We start from the raw sequence: 17,390 nt of genomic DNA, 5'->3' as shown, positions 1-17,390 counted from the left end.
ATTAGATGACGCCGGCGGCGCGCAGTCCCGCGAGGCGGTCCGCGCTGTAACCGAGTGCTCCGAGGACCTCGTCGTTGTGCTCACCGAGCAACGGCGGGCGCTGGACCTCGACGGACGAGTCGGAGAGCTTGAGCGGGTTGCCGACCGTCTTGAACGAGCCGCGTTCCGGGTGCTCGACCTCGACCACGGTGCCGAGCTCCGCGAGCGTCTCGTCCTCGATGATCTCCTTCGTGGACAGGATGGGTCCGCACGGGATGTTGTGGGCGTTGAGCTTGTCCATCACCTCCCACTTGGTGTGCTTCTCCGTCCACTCCTCGATCAGCGCGAAGGCCTTGTCCAGCTTGGAGAGCCGCACCTCGGGCGTGGCCCAGGCCGGGTCCTGCGCCAGCTCGGGCCTGCCGATCAGCTCGGTCAGCGGGGCCCAGCCGACGGGCTGGATGATCACGTAGATGTAGTCGTTGGGGCCGCCGGGGGCACAGCGCACCGCCCAGCCGGGCTGGCCACCACCGGATGCGTTGCCGGAGCGGGGCACCTCGTCCCCGAACTGCTCGTTCGGGTACTCCCCCAGCGGCCCGTGGGTGAGGCGTTGCTGGTCGCGCAGCTTCACCCGGCACAGGTTCAGGACGGCGTCCTGCATCGCCACCTGGACGCGCTGGCCGCGTCCGGTGTTGGTCCGTTGGTACAGCGCTGCCAGGATCGCGGCCACCAGGTGGATGCCGGTGCCCGAGTCGCCGATCTGCGCGCCCGTGGCGAGCGGCGGACCCTCCTCGAACCCGGTGGTGCTCATCGAGCCGCCCATGGCCTGCGCGATCACCTCGTACGCCTTGAAGTCGGCGTAGCGGCCGGGGCCGAAGCCCTTGATCGACGCGTAGATGAGCCTGTCGTTGAGCTCCTGCAGCTTCTCCCACGGGTAGCCGAACCGCTCGACCACACCGGGCCCGAAGTTCTCGACGAGGACGTCGACGTCGCCGACGAGCTTCTCGAAGACCTCCTTGCCCTCGGGGGCCTTCATGTTGAGGGTGATGCTCCGCTTGTTGCAGTTGAGCATCGTGAAGTAGAGACTGTCCACTTCGGGCAGATCGCGCAGCTGGCCGCGGGTGATGTCGCCCCGTCCCGGCGTTTCCAGCTTGATGACGTCCGCGCCCAGCCAGGCGAGCAGCTGGGTCGACGACGGTCCGGACTGCACGTGCGTCATGTCGAGGACTTTGACGCCCTCCAGGGCCTTGGCCATCTCAGCTCACCTACTTGTACATCGTCTGGTTCATGGTTCCGGGCGCGTACACGTCGGGGTCGATCCACACGTTGATCAGCGAGGGCTTGCCGGACTCGCGGGCGCGCCGCAGAGCCGGCCCGATGTCCTTGGGGTCGCGGACCTCCTCGCCGTAACCGCCGAGCATCTTGGCGAACTGGTCGTAGCGCACATCGCCGAGCGTGTTGCCGACGCGTTCGCGCTCCAGCCCGTACTTGGCCGCCTGGCCGTAGCGGATCTGGTTCATCGACGAGTTGTTGCCGACGATGCCGACGAACGGGAGGTCGTAGCGGACCAGCGTCTCGAAGTCCCAGCCGGTGAGGGAGAACGCGCCGTCGCCGAACAGGGCGACGACCTCCTTGTCCGGCCTGGCCAGTTTCGCCGCCAGCACGAACGGGATGCCGACACCGAGCGTCCCGAGTGGACCGGGGTCCATCCAGTGGCCGGGTGACTTCGGCTGCACGACCTGGCCGGAGAACGTGACGACGTCGCCGCCGTCGCCGATGTAGATCGAGTCCTCGGTGAGGAAGTCGTTGATCTCGCTCACCAGCCGGTACGGGTGGATCGGCATGTCCTCCGACAGCAGGTGCTCGGCGCGCTTGAGCCGGGCCTTCTCCTCGACCGCCTGCAGCTCCTCCAGCCACACCTTGCGGCCCATCGCGCCGTTGTCCTCCCGGCCCGACGCGGCCTGGGCGACGGCGGACAGGACCAGGTCGGCGTCTCCGACGATGCCGAGGTCGATGTCGCGGTTCTTGCCGACCGTGCGGTAGTCGAGGTCGATCTGGACGACCGTCGCGTTCGCGGAGAGCCTGCGCCCGTAGCCCATCCGGAAGTCGAACGGTGTGCCGACGATGACGATGACGTCGGCGTTGTCGAAGGCGTAGCGCCGCGACAGCTGGAAGTGGTGCGGGTCGCCGGGCGGGAGGGTGCCGCGACCCGCGCCGTTCATGTAGGCCGGGATGTTGAGGGTGCGGACGAGGTCGATCGCGGAGTCGGTGGCGCGCGTCGTCCACACCTGGCTGCCCAGCAGGATCGCGGGTTTCCTGGCGTGCACCAAGAGGTCCGCGAGCTTCTCGATGTCGGCCGGGTCACCGAGGGCGCGTGTGGAGGCGCGGTAGTGGCCCGCCTCCGGTACTCGCGCCTGCGACACCGGCACCTTGGCGTCGAGGACGTCGCGCGGGATCTCCAGGAACGACGGGCCCGGCGCGCCCGCGTTGGCCTCGCGGAACGCCATCGACACCATGTCCGCGATGCGGGCGGTGTGCGGGACGTTCGCCGCGAACTTCGTGATCGGCGTCATCATGTCGACGTGCGGGAGGTCCTGCAGCGAGCCCATCTTGTGCTGGCTCAACGCACCCTGGCCGCCGATCAGCAGCATCGGGCTCTCCGCGCGGAACGCGTTCGCGACGCCCGTGACGGCGTCGGTGGTGCCCGGCCCCGCGGTCACGACGGCACACCCGGGTTTGCCGGTGATCCTCGCGTAGCCGTCGGCCGCGTGCGCCGCGACCTGTTCGTGCCGGACGTCGATGACGGCGATGCCCTCGTCCACGCAGCCGTCGTAGATGTCGATGATGTGCCCGCCGCACAGCGTGAAGATGGTGTCGACACCCTCTGCTTTGAGGGCCTTCGCCACCAGGTGGCCACCAGAGATGGACTCGGGAATCGACTCCGGCTCCGCGGAACTCGTCATCGGCGATCAGCTCCCCTTGGCGCTTCGACTGTAGATTGCATACCGTATGAGGTAGGCATATCGTTACTCCGCTACCAACCGGATGTCCATAGATGGCCGCAAGTTTTCGGCGAGAGGACGTAGACGGTGGATCTTTTCGAACACGAGGCGCGGGACCTCTTCGAGCGGTACGGGGTGCCCGTTCCGCGTGGTCTCGTGGCGGACACTCCTGAGTCCGCGCGCGAGGCGGCCGCGGAAATCGGCGGCACTGTCGTCGTGAAGGCGCAGGTGAAGACCGGCGGACGCGGTAAGGCCGGCGGCATCAAGCTCGCTTCGACGCCCGACGAAGCAGCGGCAGCGGCCACCGCCATCCTGGGGATGGACATCAAGGGCCACACCGTGCGCAAGGTGCTCGTCACCGAGGCGAGCGAGATCGCCGACGAGTACTACCTGTCGTTCCTGCTCGACCGTGCCAACAGGACGTTCATCGGCATGGCCTCGGCCACCGGGGGCATGGAGATCGAGGAGATGGCGGACTCCATCACCCGAATGCCGGCTTCGGCCTTCGACGCATCGGCGGTGTTCCCGCCGGAGATCGCCGCTGAAGTGAACGAGGTTGCTTCCGCTCTGTGGAAGGTCTTCGTCTCCGAGGACGCGACCTTGGTCGAAGTGAACCCGTTGGCACGCACCAAGGACGGCCGGATCGTCGCCCTGGACGGCAAGGTGACGCTGGACGACAACGCGTCGTTCCGGCACTCTCGACCTTCGAACGACGCGGAAGGCGACCCGCTGGAGGTGCGGGCGGCCGGGAAGGGCCTCAACTACGTCAAGCTCGACGGCACCGTCGGTGTCATCGGCAACGGCGCGGGGCTCGTCATGTCCACATTGGACGTCGTGGCGCTGGCCGGTGCCGCGCCCGCGAACTTCCTCGACATCGGCGGCGGCGCCTCGGCCCAGGTGATGGCCGACGGCCTCGACGTCGTCCTGTCGGACCCGTCGGTCCGCAGCGTGTTCGTGAACGTGTTCGGCGGCATCACCGCGTGCGACGCGGTGGCCAACGGAATCGTGCAGGCCCTCGGCATCCTGGGTGATCGCGCGGACAAGCCGCTGGTGGTCCGGCTCGACGGCAACAGCGCCGAGGCGGGCCACCGCATCCTCGACGAGGCACGACACCCGCTGATCACCGTGGCGCACACGATGGACGACGCGGCGGGCCGTGCCGCCGCCCTCGCTGGCAAGGAGTCCTGATGGCGATCTTCCTCGACGAGAACAGCCGCGTGATCGTGCAGGGCATGACGGGCGCGGAGGGCGTGAAGCACACCCGTCGCATGCTCGCGGCCGGCACGCAGGTCGTCGGCGGCGTGAACGCGCGCAAGGCGGGCACGTCCGTGGACTTCGACGACGTGACGCTGCCGGTGTTCGGCACCGTCGCCGAGGCGGTGGAGGCGACCGGCGCGACCGTGTCGGTGCTCTTCGTCCCGCCCGCCTTCACCGGTGACGCGGTGATCGAGGCGATCGACGCGTCGATCGGCCTGGCCGTGGTGATCACGGAGGGCGTCCCGGTCCACGACACGGCCCGGTTCTGGGCACACGCGCAGGGCGGGTCGACCAGGATCATCGGGCCGAACTGCCCCGGCATCATCAGTCCCGGCAAGTCCAACGCGGGCATCATCCCCGCGGACATCACCAAGCCGGGGTCGATCGGCCTGGTGTCGAAGTCGGGAACGCTGACGTACCAGCTGATGCACGAGCTGAAGGACTTCGGCTTCACGACGTGCGTCGGCATCGGCGGCGACCCGATCGTCGGCACCACGCACATAGACGCGATCGCGGCGTTCGAGGCGGACCCGGAGACCGAGCTGATCGTGATGATCGGCGAGATCGGCGGGGACGCGGAGGAACGCGCGGCGGAGTTCGTGCGGGACACCGTGTCCAAGCCCGTGGTCGGCTACGTCGCCGGGTTCACCGCGCCCGAGGGCAAGACGATGGGCCACGCGGGCGCCATCGTCTCGGGGTCCTCGGGCACGGCGGAGGCCAAGAAGCTGGCCATGGAGGCGGCCGGGATCAGGGTCGGCAGGACGCCGTCCGAGACCGCCGCCCTGGCCCGCGCGATCCTGACTAGCTAGAGCAGATCGCCCTGTCCGCCACGTCGACGGCCGAGGGCCTGCCGGACCCCTGCCAGTTCGTGTTGGTCACGACCGACGCGAACCGGCCGTCGTCGGTGGTCAGGGTGAACGAGTAGTGCCCGGTGGTCAGGGCACCGTTGTGGCCCCACGCGACCACACCGCACGACAGCGGCATCTTCACCAGGGCCAGGCCGTACTGGTCGGCCGGGCCGAACGTGCGCTTCATCTCGGCCAGTGCCGCGGGTGAGACGAGTCTGCCGCCGATCACCGCGCGGTAGAACCGCTGGAGGTCGTCCAAAGTGGACTCCATGGCGCCGGCGGTGCTCCAGAACGACAGTTCGACGGTGGTGGTCGCCTCGGTCCAGAAGAACAGCTGGCCGAGGCGGCCGCCCAGGTATCCGTTGAGGAACGGCGTTTTCAGCGCACGGTCACCGGGTGTGGGGAAGCGCGTCCCGGCGAGGCCGAGCGGGCTGATGATCCGCTCGGTGATCGCGTCGCCGGCCTGCCTGCCGGTGAGGCGTTCGATCAGCAGGCCCAGCACCAGGAAGCCGACGTTCGAGTAGGTCTGGGCGGCACCGGGGGCGTTCTGGGCGGGCTCGTCCATCGCCGAGCGGACGAGCTCGGCCAGCGCGTACGTGCCGCCGGGGCCCGCCTTCGCGTCGCGCACGTCGCGCACGAGACCGCTGGTGTGCTGCAGCAGCTGGCGAACGGTGATCACGTCACCGTCGTAGTTGCCGGTGACCACGCCGGGCAGGTACCGCGAGATCGGTGCGTCCAGTTCGGCGCGGCCCTCGTCCACGAGTTGCAGGACGACCACGGCCGTGAACGTCTTGGTCTGGCTACCGATCCGGAAGTGGTCGGCCGCGGTGATCGGGCGCCGCTCGTGGAGCTTCCCCGTACCGGTCGACCGGGTGCCGGACCCGGTGTGCACGGCGGCACCCGGCCCCGCCTGCGCCAGGTACTGGTCGAGCACCGTCTGCACGGCGTCATCGGCCTTCGCCGGCGCGGCGCCCAGGAGCAGCAGCGCGCAGACGAGCACAGCGAGCCGCTTCACGCGGTCACCTCCTCGGCGGTCGGCAGCTGGGCGTTGCCCTCGGCCTTGTCCCCGATCACGGACATCGCCTGCTTCACGATCTTCAGCACCGCCTGGGCACCCTCGACCAGCTTGATCAGGTTCTCGCCGCTGGCCAGCAGCTCGCCGAGCTTGGCCGCGACCTGCGCGCCGCACTCGACGGCGATCTGCACGCACTGCGGGATCGCCAGCGCGATGCTCTGCCCGAACGTGGCGGCCGCGGTCGCGATCGCCTGGGTCATGATCGGCACGATCTTGCCGACCGCCTCGGTGACCAGGCGCGTCACCTCGGCCACCACCTGTGCGACGACCTCGCCCGCCTTGATCAGCGCGGTGGCGTTGGTCAGGGCGGTCTCGGCGACGGACAGCACGCCGTCGACGAGCTCCTTGCCGGTCTTGGCGTACTCGGCCGCGCTGTCGCCGGTCCAGCCGTCGGTCTCGCTGCCCGCCTTCGCGCCGTACTCCTCGGCGAGGGTGGTCGCGGCGGTACTGGCGTCCTGGAACTCCCCCGCACCCCGCTGCACGCCGTCCGGGTCGCCCTTGAGCTGGTCCAGCGGCTCTTCGAGGAACGAGATCATCGGCGTGAGGAAGCCGACGCCCGCGCTGTCCAGTGCCTGCAACGGTCTCCCGTTCGAGCCCAGCTCGCTCAGCGGCGCCTTCGGGGTCTGTGCCAGGTCCGGCGACAGCCACGTGCCGGTCGTGATGGCGTTCGTGGTGGCGCGGAGCTCGTCGAGCAGTGCGGCGGTCATCGGCCCGCTCCCGTGACGGCCTCGGCGTTGCGCTCGTCGGTGCGCTGGTAGTTCTCGGCGGTCTGCCGCATGCCCTCGCCTACTTTGTCCATTGTGGACGCGATCTGGGCGAACGCGCCCGTCGTCTCCCCCATCGGGCCGCTCAGGCCGGAGCTGAGGAACTGGGCGAACGAGCCGAGCGACTCCTCGCCCAGCTGTCCGGGCAGCCGGGTGCCGGTGTCGGACAACCGGTCGGCGTACCCGGTCAGGGTCCTCGCGTGACGGCGCAACTGCTCGTGGTCGGCGGTGAAGCTCATCGCACGGCCTCCGGAAGGTGCTTCGTGATCTGGTGCAACGCGTCGCTCTCGCCGAGGTAGTCGGCCATCACCTCGGTCATGCGGGCGCTCGCGAGCCGTTGCGCCTCCCGCGCGGTGCTCACGATGAGCATCGCGAGCGTGTCGACGTCGAGCTTGCGCGCCGCCGGCGTCAGCGCGACGTCACCGAGCACACCGCCCGCGTTCACCGTCACGGTCACCTCGCCGCGTGGCGAGGTCGCCTTCGCGCCCACCTCGGCCAGGCTCGCGCTCGCCGACCGCGCGCTGTACACGACGCGCTCCAGTCGTTCCTGGTAGTCCGCCAGCCACTGTGCTGGATCCACTTCTCCCCCTACCTCCAGGCTCGCGCGACTGCGGCGAGCTCACCGATCGCGCGGACGAGGTCGTGGTGCCGCAGCGGGTTGACGCTCACCCAGCCGTCGTCACCGGCGTCGACCCTGACCCGTCCGCCCGCACTGTCCAACCAGGACACTTCCTGCCGCCGCCCGTCCCTGACCACACCCGCCTGGCCCTGCCCGGTGACCTCGAGGTCGAGCCCGGCGCCGGGCGGCAGGGTGATGGGCATGAGCTGCGCGGCCCTGACGTGCGGCACCAGCGCCGCCAGTTCGTCGCCGAGCGTCTCCGCCTCGACGTGCGCGACCCTGACCGTGCTCTCGGACTGCGTGCACACCAGCGCGTCGTCGCCGCAGACCATCGCGACCGCCCCCGTGCCGGGCACGACGAGGTCGACCACGGCGGTGTGCTCGTGCAGCGCCGTGACGAGCGCGGCGGCCATGCCCGTCGGACCGTGCGACTCCGCGAGACCCCGCGCCCGCAACCCGTGACCCGCCTCGGACAGCAGCGCCGCCCGTTCGTCCGCGAGCTTGCCGAACGACGGCACCCGAAGCGGGAACGGCCAGCGCACGCCGGCGTGCGTGGCGAGCAGGTCCATCTCCACCAGGTCGAAGGCGATCACCGCGCCACCTTCCGCGCCTGCTCGGCATCGGTCACGGTGTAGGTGGACTCGATCTCCGCGAGCAACTGCCGGAACTCGCGCACCTCCCGTTCCGCGGCACCCACCTCACCGGCGAGCCCCGAACCGGCGTCCTTGAGCCGCCGCGACAGGTCCTGGGCGGGCGGAGCCGTCCCGAGCAACGGCTGCCGCTCGGCCAGCCTGCTCGCCGTCGCTACCAGGGCGGCGGTCTGCTCGGCGAGCCTGCTCAACGACCGCACCCGCTCCCGCAGGTCGTCGGGCGACACCTCGTAGCCGTTCACTGCTCCTCCCCGATGACGGCCGGTGACACCCGCTCGGTCACCGCGAACAGGTCGTGGTCGAGCGTCGGCATCTGGTTCTCGTGCTCCTGGTCGTCGTCCTTGCGGGCCGCGCTCGCCGGGGGTGCGCCCATCGCGTTGTTCTGGGCGGACGGGCGGGCGTCGGCGGTGAGGGTGCCGGTCGCGGTGAGGCCGCCGTGGGGGCTGAGCAGCACTCCGGCGCGCATGCCGGGCGTGAGCTGCTGGCCGACCGGCGAGGTGGCGGCTGGTGTGCCGCCGACCAGCCGCTGCCAGGGCACGCCACCCGAACTGGGCGTCCTCACCGGTGTCGCCGAGGTGGCACGGGGTGTGGAGGCCGCTTGCGGGGTGGCGCCGGGCGGTGTCCGGGCGGCTTGCGGAACGCTGGCTCGGGCGTCGTCGATGAGGCGGCCGCTGCCGTTGAGGCTCGACTCGTAGGTCTGCATCGCGCGGACTGCCTGGGCCTTCTGCTGGTCGGCGGACGCGGCGCCGAAGTAGAAGTAGAAGCCCGAGGACGCTCCCGCGGGCATGGTGGGCGCGCTCGGCAGTGCGAACGGTGCCTGTGCGCTCGGCAGTGCGAACGGTGCCGGCGCGCTGGACAACGCCAAGGACCCCGGCGCGCTCGGCAACGCGAACGGGCCCGCAGCGCCGGGCAGCGCGAACGGCCCCAGCGTGCCCGGCAACGCCGGCACCCCTGGCGCGCTCGGCAGTGCGAAGGGTCCTGGTGTGCCCGGCAACGCCCCCGGCGCGCTCGGCGGCACGGCGACCCCAGGCGCCGGCGTGCTCGGCAGCCCCGCGAACGCCGGCACGGTCGTCCCCGGCCCCGGTGGCGGCGGCATCGCCGCCCGCGCCGACGCCAGCGCGTCGGCCGAGTCCTGCGCCGCCTTCTGCCCTGCCACCGCCAGCTCGCTGATCTTCTCGATCCGCTCCGCCAGCGCCCCCAGCCGTGCGGCCGCCTCCTGGGCCGCCGCGCCGGTCCACCCCTCGGTCAGCGCGGCCCGCTGGTCCCGGAGCACCTCGGCGTGCGCGGCCAGCGCTGCCCGGTGGCGCGTCCACTCCCCCGCCACCGCGCTCACGTCGGCGACATCAGCGTCCTGCCACAGCATGCGGTGCAACTCTTCATGGCTGTACGCCTCCCAGTTGATGCCTGACACCCCTGGAATCCCTCCCTCGTCCCCGGCGAACGATCACAGCCAGGGGCGGGCGGGGACAGGCCAGACGACCGGCCACTTGTGGCCGGTCGGTCTGATCAGCGGGAACGCGCGAGATGGTCCTGCAGGCGCGCGTGCCGGAACTGGTACACCGCACCCGCTCGGCGCAGCACGCCACGACGGTAGGCGTCGTCGAGGAACGCCGGCAGGCCCCACGGCAGCTTCCCCGTCAGCGGTAGCCAGACGCGCGCGAACACGACCCACTGGCCCCACGCGGTCAGGCTCAGCACGTACGCCAGCCCTCCGCCGACGCCGCCGACGAGGCCGAGCGCCAGGGCCGTCGTCGGGCTCCACACCACCTCGAACCGCAGCGCGGTCAGCCCGCTCGTGACGACACCGGTGGCTCCCGCGACGAACACCGCGAACAGCGGCATCATCACCGCGACGAGGCCGATCACCGCGCGCCGGTTCGCCGCCAGCAGGTCGTCGGGGCTGCCCGCCGAACGCACGTCGAGCGGTGCCTCCATCGCGGCGACCACGGCGAACACCAGTCCGGCGCCGAACCCGAACACCAGGCAGAACACACCGACGTCGACCAGCACCCCGGCCGTCATCCCAAAAGAAGGCATGACCAGCCAGAACGCCACCGCGCGCACCAGCCCGTACGCGGCACCGACCGCCCCGCCGAACGCCAAGCCGAGCAGTCCGCGAGACCACACCCGCTTCCCCACGCGGCCACGCAACCGCAGCCGGGTCCGCACGGGCTCGATCGGCGTCCGGCGCGCCACGAACCAGTGCGCCACCCCGAACAGGAGCCCTGTCACCAGCCCGATCATCACCGCGAACAGCAGCCCTCTGACACCGAGCCCGCCCACCAGCGCCGTCTCGAGCGCCAGGTCGGCGAGCCCGACCGCCACCCCGACGCCCAGCCCGGTCACCACCGACGAGCCGCCGAACCTCCACCACGCGACGTCGTGGGTCCCGAGCCTGGTCAGGTGGTCCGCGAGGTACCCGAGCCAAGGCCGTACACGTTCGGTGTCCGAGCCGTACACAGCCGGTATGAAGCTGCCGAGCAGGTGCCGTTCGATCTCGTCGGGCTCGTGGAGGGTCAGCAGCACGGCCGGATCGTGGTCCGGGGTGTCGCTGTAGATCCGCCGGGCGAGCGCCACCATCAACGGCGTCGTCAGCACCTCGGCGAGCGGGCCGCCGCACCGCACCTCGTCCAGCACCGGCTTCCAGACGTTGCCGCCCGGTCCGGTCTTGCGGGTGGTGCGCGGCAGGTAGTCCGCCAGGTCGTCGACGGCCAGGTCGGCCAGCACCACAGCCGCGGCAGACGTCAGCACGTCCGTGCCCTCGACCGCGTCGCGGTACTCGTCCACACGGCTCGTGAGCAGCAACGGCAGAGTGGTGGTGTTCAACGCGTTGAGCGCCAACCGATGCAAGCCGGTGGCGATCTCGTCGAAGCCGTCCAGCACGGGCAGCACCCGCTGCGAGTCGACCAACGCCGCCGCCAGCGTGCCGCCGCCGGGCCCGGGAGCCGCGAGGAACGGGTGGTCACGCGTCAGCTGGCCGGCCAGCCAGTCGCGCAGCCCCACCCGGCCGGGATGCCACGCGCCGAGGCCGAAGATCACCGGCACCGGGTCGGCCGGGGAACGGGCGTCCAGCAGGTCCAGCACGAACCGCGTGGTCAGCACCGTCTTGCCGGACCCCGCCCTCCCCAGCACGACCAGCCTCCGCGACCCGATCCCGCGGTACACCTCGACGACCTGCTCCAGACTTCCCCCGAGCCGGGCCTCGCCGCCGATGTTGCGCCAGCTGTCCATCCACGTCGCGGGCGCCGCGTCCCACCGCACGGGCAGCGGCACCGGGTCGTGGATCTGCCGCTGCTCCTCCTCGCGCCGCCACCGGCCCTCGACGGCGACCTTCAACGTCTCGACGGCCTCGTGCAGCGGGTCGAACCGGACCGGCTCCGCCACGGCCACGGGTTCATCGCGCCCGGCGGCGGAGAACAGCTCGGCCCGTTCCGCTCCGGTGAGCTCCAGAGCGTCGGCCAACGCGCGCACGGTGCCCATGCGCGGATCGGTCCGCTCGCCGGTCTCCAACCCTCGTACTGTGCGGATGCCAACGGCAGCGCGTCCCGCGAGCGCCTCTTGACTCAATCCCGCCCGCTGCCGCCATTGACGCAGCAGTAAGCCGAACCGGCTCGCCACAACCGCCCCCTCGTCCCGATGATCAGCACACTACCGAGACGGCCCTGTCTCGTGGCCGATCCCATCCGGTTGGAGGAAGATCGCGGTTGTGCTGACCGAGTGGCTCCACGCCGTTCCACCGTTGCTGGTCTACCTCGTCGTGGGCCTGGTGGTCGGCGTCGAGAGCACGGGGATCCCGCTGCCGGGCGAGGTCGTGCTCGTCGCGGCGGCCCTGATGGCCTCGCACCACGACGGGATCTCGCCGGTCTGGGTCGGCGTCGCCGCCTCCGCCGGAGCGATCATCGGCGACAGCGCCGGGTACGCGCTGGGCAAGCGGTTCGGGCCGCGGATCTTCGGCTGGGCGGGTGAGAGGTTCCCCCGCCACTTCAGCCAGGACAGGATCGGCCGCGCCCAGGCGCTGTTCGAACGCTTCGGCGCCTGGGCGGTCTTCTTCGGCCGGTTCGTGGCGCTGCTGCGGATCCTGTCCGGTCCGCTCGCGGCCACGATGGGCATGCACTACGGGAAGTTCCTGCTGGCCAACGCGGCGGGCGGCATCGCGTGGGCCGGCGGCACGACGGCGGCCGTCTACTTCGTCGGAGAGGCCGCCGAGCACTACCTCGCGGAGTTCTCGTGGATCGCGCTCGTGGTCGTGCTGCTCGCGGTCGTGGGGCTCAGCGTCCGAGCCCGGCTCCGCCGTTCACCCCGATGACCTGGGCGGTGATGTGCCCGGCCTCCGGCGAGGTCAGGAACGTGACCGCGGTGGCGACGTCCGCCGGGGTGCCCGCGCGGCCGTTCGCCGGGGTGCCGACGAGCTTCTTGCGCCGTTCCTCGCTCAGGGTGCCGCCGAAGAACTCGGTGTCCTCGGTGACGCCCGGCGACACCACGTTGACCGTGATCCCCCTGGCTCCCACGGCGAACGCGAGGTCCGCCGTCCACGCCTCGACCGCGGACTTGGCCGCGCCGTAGGCACCCGAACCCCGCCGGCCCGCGATCGAGCCGAGCGTCACGACCCGCGCGTTGTCCGCGAGCCGCGGCTCCAGCGCGGTCGTCACGAGCACGGCGCTGACCACGTTGGACTCGTAGTTCGCGAGCCACAGGTTCTTCACGTCGGTCAGGTTCCGCGGGGCGGGCAGGCGCCGGGTCATGTTGCCGCCCGCGTTGTTGACCAGGACGTCCACTGAGGACGGGAGGTCGTTCAGCGCCGCCTCCACCGACTCCGGGTCCGCCGCGTCGAACACCACCGCCCGCGCGCCGATCTCGTCGGCCGCCGCCTTCAGGACGTCCTCCCGGCGTCCCGTGATCACCACGTCCAGGCCCTGCTCCACGAGCCGGGCCGCCACTGCCTTGCCGATGCCCGTGCCGCCGCCGGTCACCACCGCTGTGCGTGTCATACGACCCTTGATAACAGCGGAGTACCCGCAGGTCGATCGGCCTGTCAGCCCAGCGGGGTTCACGTCTGTGACTAGGCGCTGTCCTGCAGGTCTCGTTGGGCGACAGTAGCGGCCGAGGGACCCGGAGGCAGCACCGCCGCAACGCCCGAATACGCCCGGTATGAGGGCGTGGCGGCAGCACCGCCTCCGGGTCTCTCGCCCGCGCCTCTCACCGAACGAACTTGCAGGACAGCGCCTAGGCTGCTCAGACCCGACTCCACTGGGGAGAATCACATGGAAACCCGCGTTCTCGACACAGACGGCGCCGCCATCACCTACGACGTGAGCGGTTCCGGCGGCCGGCCGCTGATGATGATCGGGCAGCCGATGGACGCCAGCGGCTTCGTCGCGCTGCGCGCGCAGTTCCCCGACCGCAAGGTGATCACCTATGACCCGCGCGGGCTCGGCCGGAGCACCCGTTCGGACGGTCGCACCGACAACACGCCCGAGACCCAGGCGGCGGACGTGCACGCCGTGATCCAGGCCGTCGGCGGCCCGGTCGACCTGTTCGCGTCGAGCGGTGGCGCGGTCACCGCCCTCGAGCTCGTCGCGGCCTACCCGGACGACGTCGTCACGCTCGTCGCGCACGAGCCGCCGATCATCGACGTGCTGCCCGACGCGGCCGCCGCACGCCGGGCCCGTGACGACTTCATGAACGTCTACCAGGCCAAGGGCGGCGGCGCGGGCATGGCGGCGTTCATCCAGATGAGCTCGTGGCCGGGCGAGTACACCGACGAGTACTTCGCTCTGCCCGCACCGGACCCCGCCCAGTTCGGGATGCCGTCCGAGGACGACGGCAGGCGCGACGACCCGTTGCTCGGGACGTCGTCGCTCGCCATCACGGACTACTACCCGCAGGTGCAGAAGCTCGCCGCCGCGCCCACCCGCGTCGTGGTCGCCGTGGGCGAGGAGACCGGTGACACGTTCACCGCGCGCACGGCCATCCACTTGGCACGGTTGCTCGGCCAGGAGCCGGTGGTGTTCCCCAGCCACCACGGTGGCTTCATCGGCGGCGAGTTCGGGTACGCGGGCAAGCCCGAGGAGTTCGGCGTCAAGCTCCGCGAGGTGCTCGGCTGAGGAGGACGTCGGCGGCTCGCTGAGCACCGCCTCCGTCGGTGACAGCGGCACGCATCCGGTCGAGGTTCCGCCGGATCGTGCCGCTCGCCGCCACCCGGTCGACGGCCGCGCGCAGTCCCGCGTGGTCGTCGACGCGTTCTCCCAGACCCAGTTCGGCGACGCGGTCGGCGTTCGCGGCCTGTTCCGGGGTCTGCGGGACGACGACCAGCGGCACGCCCTGGTGCAGCGCCTCCATCGTGGAGTTCATGCCGCCGTGGCTGATGAACGCCTTGGCGTGCTTCAGGACGGCGAGCTGCGGAAACCACGGCCGGACGTCTGCGTGGTCCGTGCCTTCGACGTCACGCGCGGTCATCGCGACCTGCCAGGCGCCGTCGTCGAACTGGTCGAGGCAGGCCCGGTAGAAGCCCTCGTCGCTCATCACCGAGCCGAGCGAGACGAACAGCAGCGGCAGGTCGTCGCGGCGCGGTGACCAGTCCTCGTCGAGCCGGCTGCCCAGCACCGGGCCGACGAAGTGGAACGAGTCGTCGAACGTCTCCGCGTGCGGCTGGAACTCGCGCGGCACGAACACGATGCTGCACGCCTCCGGCGCCTCGATCGTGCTCGGGATGTCGAGCTCCACGTCGTGCTCGGCGACGAAGCGGGCCAGGTCGTCGGCGATGAACCGCGCCAGGCTCGCGTCCATGAGCGTGTGATGCGGGTTGGATGCCGTGTGCGGCACCGTGCGCACAGCCGGTATACGGAGTGTGTGCGCGACGATCCGCGCGGGCCAGTTCGTGGAGTCGTAGCAGATCAGACTTGGTTTCGCGGTGCGGCAGTGGTCGAGCAGGACCGGGTAGGCAGCGGCCATCGCCCGGAAGTAGTGCGGAAACCACTCGTCGATCGGGTTGGCGGTGACGGGCCGGAAGGCGGGCAGCGCGGGGAGCTCCACCCACCGCGCGCCCGCTCCGGTCACCGCTTCGGCGTGCTCGGCGCCGGTCGCGTACCCGACCTCGGCACCGCGTGCGACCAGCTCCTCGACGACCGCGAGGGTCGGCGTGACGTGGCCGTGGCCTGCGAGCGTGACGAACAAGATCCCCATGGGGCCGATCCTGCCGAACGCGCGCAAGCGGATTACCGCAGGAAGGCCTCGACCACCTCGGCCACGCGCCACCCGCTCGCGAAGTCGGCCAGGTCACGCGGGTGCGCGCCGCGCACGGCCTGCGCGAACAGCGTGAGCCGCGAGTAGTCCGACCCCGTCTGCTCCAGCGGCACCGGTTCCCACGGACCGCCGTCCGAAGTGGACAGCAACGCCCACTGGTCGAGGCGCAGCGACCGTTCCGTGCCCCACGCGGTCCACTCGTAGATCTCGGGCCCGGCCAGTCCGGAGAACGCCGACACGTGCACCGGCACGCCACTGCCCCGCAGCACACCGCGGGCCGCGACCTCTGCCGCGCCAGGCTCCGGGAAGTCCGACGACACGGACTCGACCGCGAGCGGCCCGAGCATCCGGTCGGTCAGGTAGACGAAGTGCGACAACACCTCGCGGACGAACCCGCCCTGCTCGGAGCGCGACAGCCAGGTCGCGTCCGCCTGGAACGCCCTGGGCCACTTCGGGAACTGCAACCGGATCTCGACGCCCCGCAGCTCACCCAGCTCGGGCAGCCGTCGTTCGATCTCGATCGTCGCCACCATGTCCGAGAGCGCGAAGTTGACCGCGTTCGGGCGCCCTTCGGCGGCTTCGGCCATCGCGCGGGCCTCGTCCAGGTCGACGGCCAGCGGCTTCTCGCAGAACACCGCCTTGCCGGCCGCGAAGGCCTTGTGCACGAGCTCGGCGTGCGACGCGGGCGGCGTCGAGACGTACACCGCGTCCACTTCGGACAGCACCTCGTCCAGCGAGGTGACGACCGGGACGTCGAGCGTGCGAGGTGCGACGTCGACGCCGGCGACCACGGTGAAGCCGGGATGTGACCGCGCCGCCGTCAGCATCCGGGTGCCCATGGCTCCCAGGCCGACGACGGCGAGGCGAATCGGATCAGCGATCATGGCCTTATTCTGCAGGTGCCCAGGCCTTGGAGAGCTTCACCCGTGCACCGGTCTGCAGCAGCGATCCGGTGTAGAGCCGCGACGCGACCAGCAGGATCGTCACGACGGTCACCGCGAGGATGCCGAGCGAGAGGACCGCCTCCCACGCCGCGGCCTGTTCGGAGAACAGCCGCACCGGCATCGCGACGCCGGCGGTGAAGGGCACGAACGACATCCACTTGAGCACAACCGGGTTCTCGTAGAAGAACTGCACCCCGAAGTACGGTCCCATCACCGCGATCATGACCAGGCCCATCGTCGAGCCGAGGTCCTCCTGGCGGCTGACGAGCGCGCCCGCCACGGCCCACATCGACGAGATCAGCACGAACCCGAGCATCAGGAACGGGATGAACCAGCCGAGTGCGGGCGCCACCACCCCCAGCAGCTCGCCGAGTCCGGCCACCCGCAACGCGATCGGCGCCGCGAGCGCCAGCACCACGACCTGGGCGAGGGTGAGGATCGTGTGGCCGAGGATCTTGCCCGCGAGCAGCGCCCGCACCGGCACCGTCGACACGAGGATCTCCACGATCCGCGTCTGCTTCTCGGTCACCGTGCTCTGCGCGATGGCCGCGCCGCCCATGCCGAACATGAGGAACACCAACCCGAACACGATCACCGTGACGGACCGCTGGCCCGAGGTCACCGCCGAGGACTCCAGCAGCTCCACCGGGGGCGACTCGACGAGCTGGCGGATCACGCCGTTGGGCGGGCTGTTGAGCGCGAGGACCTTGATCCCGGCGCCGTCCGGCACGATCGCGGCCTCGACGTCGTCGGCCCGGACCAGGTCGGAGGCCTCCTGCACGCTGCCGACCTCACGAACGTCCAGTGCCTTGCCCTGCACCACCTGCGAGGCCGAGCCGACCACGGCGACCTTCGGGTCGTCGCCGCCGAACACCGTGGGCAGGATCGTGAGCGCGAACAACGCGGCGACGGTGAAGAGGAAGCCGATCCAGAAGCCCTTGGTGCCGACCAGGGTCTTCATCTCGCGTTCGGCGACGAGCCACGTCGCCTGGCTGAAGGACGCGCGGGCCATG

General features: G+C 70.9%; 18 protein-coding genes. 4 read left to right on the top strand and 14 right to left on the bottom strand.

Features of this window, described 5'->3' with window-relative positions; all coding sequences use genetic code 11:
- Position 1: 1 nt before the first annotated feature.
- Together frc and ACWF7A_RS07500 are read right to left on the bottom strand one after the other, a co-directional pair.
- Positions 2 to 1,231, bottom strand: a complete 1,230-nt coding sequence (gene frc / locus ACWF7A_RS07505) for a formyl-CoA transferase (protein ID WP_452249605.1) — start codon at positions 1,229 to 1,231, stop codon at positions 2 to 4.
- 10 nt (positions 1,232 to 1,241) lie between these two features.
- On the bottom strand, positions 1,242 to 2,939 hold the full coding sequence (locus ACWF7A_RS07500) for a thiamine pyrophosphate-binding protein (RefSeq protein ID WP_452249604.1): 1,698 nt from the start codon (positions 2,937 to 2,939) through the stop codon (positions 1,242 to 1,244).
- A gap of 126 nt (positions 2,940 to 3,065) precedes the next feature.
- On the opposite strand from ACWF7A_RS07500, the gene sucC reads away from it, so the two are divergent.
- On the top strand, positions 3,066 to 4,166 hold the full coding sequence (sucC, locus tag ACWF7A_RS07495) for an ADP-forming succinate--CoA ligase subunit beta (RefSeq protein WP_452249603.1): 1,101 nt from the start codon (positions 3,066 to 3,068) through the stop codon (positions 4,164 to 4,166).
- The gene (gene sucD, locus ACWF7A_RS07490) at positions 4,166 to 5,044 is read left to right on the top strand and encodes a succinate--CoA ligase subunit alpha (protein ID WP_452249602.1); all 879 of its coding nucleotides are present in this window, start codon (positions 4,166 to 4,168) and stop codon (positions 5,042 to 5,044) included. The genes sucC and sucD overlap by 1 nt, the downstream gene beginning before the upstream one ends.
- Here the strand turns inward: sucD and ACWF7A_RS07485 are convergent.
- The 8 genes from ACWF7A_RS07485 to ACWF7A_RS07450 form a co-directional block, all read right to left on the bottom strand.
- Complete coding sequence (locus tag ACWF7A_RS07485; RefSeq protein ID WP_452249601.1) at positions 5,037 to 6,098, bottom strand: serine hydrolase domain-containing protein; 1,062 nt, start codon at positions 6,096 to 6,098, stop codon at positions 5,037 to 5,039. The two genes, sucD and ACWF7A_RS07485, sit on opposite strands and share 8 nt — an antisense overlap.
- Positions 6,095 to 6,865 (bottom strand): hypothetical protein, encoded by a 771-nt coding sequence (locus ACWF7A_RS07480; RefSeq protein ID WP_452249600.1) that lies wholly within the window; start codon positions 6,863 to 6,865, stop codon positions 6,095 to 6,097. The genes ACWF7A_RS07485 and ACWF7A_RS07480 overlap by 4 nt, the downstream gene beginning before the upstream one ends.
- Positions 6,862 to 7,161 (bottom strand): type VII secretion target, encoded by a 300-nt coding sequence (locus tag ACWF7A_RS07475; protein ID WP_452249599.1) that lies wholly within the window; start codon positions 7,159 to 7,161, stop codon positions 6,862 to 6,864. Before ACWF7A_RS07475 ends, ACWF7A_RS07480 begins: the two co-directional genes overlap by 4 nt.
- Complete coding sequence (locus tag ACWF7A_RS07470; RefSeq protein WP_452249598.1) at positions 7,158 to 7,502, bottom strand: YbaB/EbfC family nucleoid-associated protein; 345 nt, start codon at positions 7,500 to 7,502, stop codon at positions 7,158 to 7,160. The genes ACWF7A_RS07475 and ACWF7A_RS07470 overlap by 4 nt, the downstream gene beginning before the upstream one ends.
- 8 nt (positions 7,503 to 7,510) lie before the next feature.
- The gene (locus ACWF7A_RS07465) at positions 7,511 to 8,134 is read right to left on the bottom strand and encodes an ESX secretion-associated protein EspG (RefSeq protein WP_452249597.1); all 624 of its coding nucleotides are present in this window, start codon (positions 8,132 to 8,134) and stop codon (positions 7,511 to 7,513) included.
- The gene (locus ACWF7A_RS07460; RefSeq protein ID WP_452249596.1) at positions 8,131 to 8,433 is read right to left on the bottom strand and encodes a hypothetical protein; all 303 of its coding nucleotides are present in this window, start codon (positions 8,431 to 8,433) and stop codon (positions 8,131 to 8,133) included. Before ACWF7A_RS07460 ends, ACWF7A_RS07465 begins: the two co-directional genes overlap by 4 nt.
- Positions 8,430 to 9,602, bottom strand: coding sequence for a hypothetical protein (locus ACWF7A_RS07455; protein WP_452249595.1), 1,173 nt, complete (start codon positions 9,600 to 9,602; stop codon positions 8,430 to 8,432). Before ACWF7A_RS07455 ends, ACWF7A_RS07460 begins: the two co-directional genes overlap by 4 nt.
- A 95-nt stretch (positions 9,603 to 9,697) precedes the next feature.
- Complete coding sequence (locus tag ACWF7A_RS07450) at positions 9,698 to 11,809, bottom strand: helix-turn-helix domain-containing protein (protein ID WP_452249594.1); 2,112 nt, start codon at positions 11,807 to 11,809, stop codon at positions 9,698 to 9,700.
- Positions 11,810 to 11,897: 88 nt separating this feature from the next.
- On the opposite strand from ACWF7A_RS07450, the gene ACWF7A_RS07445 reads away from it, so the two are divergent.
- Positions 11,898 to 12,497 carry a DedA family protein gene (locus ACWF7A_RS07445; protein ID WP_452249593.1) on the top strand — a complete coding sequence of 200 codons (600 nt, stop codon included), beginning with the start codon at positions 11,898 to 11,900 and terminating at the stop codon, positions 12,495 to 12,497.
- Here the strand turns inward: ACWF7A_RS07445 and ACWF7A_RS07440 are convergent.
- On the bottom strand, positions 12,460 to 13,179 hold the full coding sequence (locus ACWF7A_RS07440; RefSeq protein WP_452249592.1) for an SDR family NAD(P)-dependent oxidoreductase: 720 nt from the start codon (positions 13,177 to 13,179) through the stop codon (positions 12,460 to 12,462). The two genes, ACWF7A_RS07445 and ACWF7A_RS07440, sit on opposite strands and share 38 nt — an antisense overlap.
- Positions 13,180 to 13,452: 273 nt before the next feature.
- On the opposite strand from ACWF7A_RS07440, the gene ACWF7A_RS07435 reads away from it, so the two are divergent.
- The gene (locus ACWF7A_RS07435; RefSeq protein ID WP_452249591.1) at positions 13,453 to 14,295 is read left to right on the top strand and encodes an alpha/beta fold hydrolase; all 843 of its coding nucleotides are present in this window, start codon (positions 13,453 to 13,455) and stop codon (positions 14,293 to 14,295) included.
- Here the strand turns inward: ACWF7A_RS07435 and ACWF7A_RS07430 are convergent.
- The 3 genes from ACWF7A_RS07430 to ACWF7A_RS07420 are packed head-to-tail and all read right to left on the bottom strand — an operon-like array spanning position 14,270 to position 17,389.
- Positions 14,270 to 15,373 (bottom strand): macrolide family glycosyltransferase, encoded by a 1,104-nt coding sequence (locus ACWF7A_RS07430; protein WP_452249590.1) that lies wholly within the window; start codon positions 15,371 to 15,373, stop codon positions 14,270 to 14,272. The two genes, ACWF7A_RS07435 and ACWF7A_RS07430, sit on opposite strands and share 26 nt — an antisense overlap.
- A gap of 32 nt (positions 15,374 to 15,405) precedes the next feature.
- Positions 15,406 to 16,317, bottom strand: a complete 912-nt coding sequence (locus ACWF7A_RS07425) for a Gfo/Idh/MocA family protein (protein ID WP_452249589.1) — start codon at positions 16,315 to 16,317, stop codon at positions 15,406 to 15,408.
- A 4-nt stretch (positions 16,318 to 16,321) separates the two neighbouring features.
- On the bottom strand, positions 16,322 to 17,389 hold the full coding sequence (locus ACWF7A_RS07420; protein ID WP_452249588.1) for an ABC transporter permease: 1,068 nt from the start codon (positions 17,387 to 17,389) through the stop codon (positions 16,322 to 16,324).
- Position 17,390: the final 1 nt, after the last annotated feature.

The organism is Lentzea sp. NPDC055074, from assembly GCF_053608005.1.
This window is presented reverse-complemented; position numbering and strand designations above follow the sequence as displayed.

Excerpts from the sequence above, each read along its gene's own strand:
- frc (WP_452249605.1), bottom strand. The coding sequence starts at position 1,231 with ATGGCCAAGGCCCTGGAGGGCGTCAAAGTCCTCGACATGACGCACGTG.
- ACWF7A_RS07500 (WP_452249604.1), bottom strand. The coding sequence starts at position 2,939 with ATGACGAGTTCCGCGGAGCCGGAGTCGATTCCCGAGTCCATCTCTGGT.
- sucD (WP_452249602.1), top strand. The coding sequence starts at position 4,166 with ATGGCGATCTTCCTCGACGAGAACAGCCGCGTGATCGTGCAGGGCATG.
- ACWF7A_RS07480 (WP_452249600.1), bottom strand. The coding sequence starts at position 6,865 with ATGACCGCCGCACTGCTCGACGAGCTCCGCGCCACCACGAACGCCATC.
- ACWF7A_RS07475 (WP_452249599.1), bottom strand. The coding sequence starts at position 7,161 with ATGAGCTTCACCGCCGACCACGAGCAGTTGCGCCGTCACGCGAGGACC.
- ACWF7A_RS07440 (WP_452249592.1), bottom strand. The coding sequence starts at position 13,179 with ATGACACGCACAGCGGTGGTGACCGGCGGCGGCACGGGCATCGGCAAG.
- ACWF7A_RS07435 (WP_452249591.1), top strand. The coding sequence starts at position 13,453 with ATGGAAACCCGCGTTCTCGACACAGACGGCGCCGCCATCACCTACGAC.
- ACWF7A_RS07430 (WP_452249590.1), bottom strand. The coding sequence starts at position 15,373 with ATGGGGATCTTGTTCGTCACGCTCGCAGGCCACGGCCACGTCACGCCG.
- ACWF7A_RS07425 (WP_452249589.1), bottom strand. The coding sequence starts at position 16,317 with ATGATCGCTGATCCGATTCGCCTCGCCGTCGTCGGCCTGGGAGCCATG.
- ACWF7A_RS07420 (WP_452249588.1), bottom strand. The coding sequence starts at position 17,389 with ATGGCCCGCGCGTCCTTCAGCCAGGCGACGTGGCTCGTCGCCGAACGC.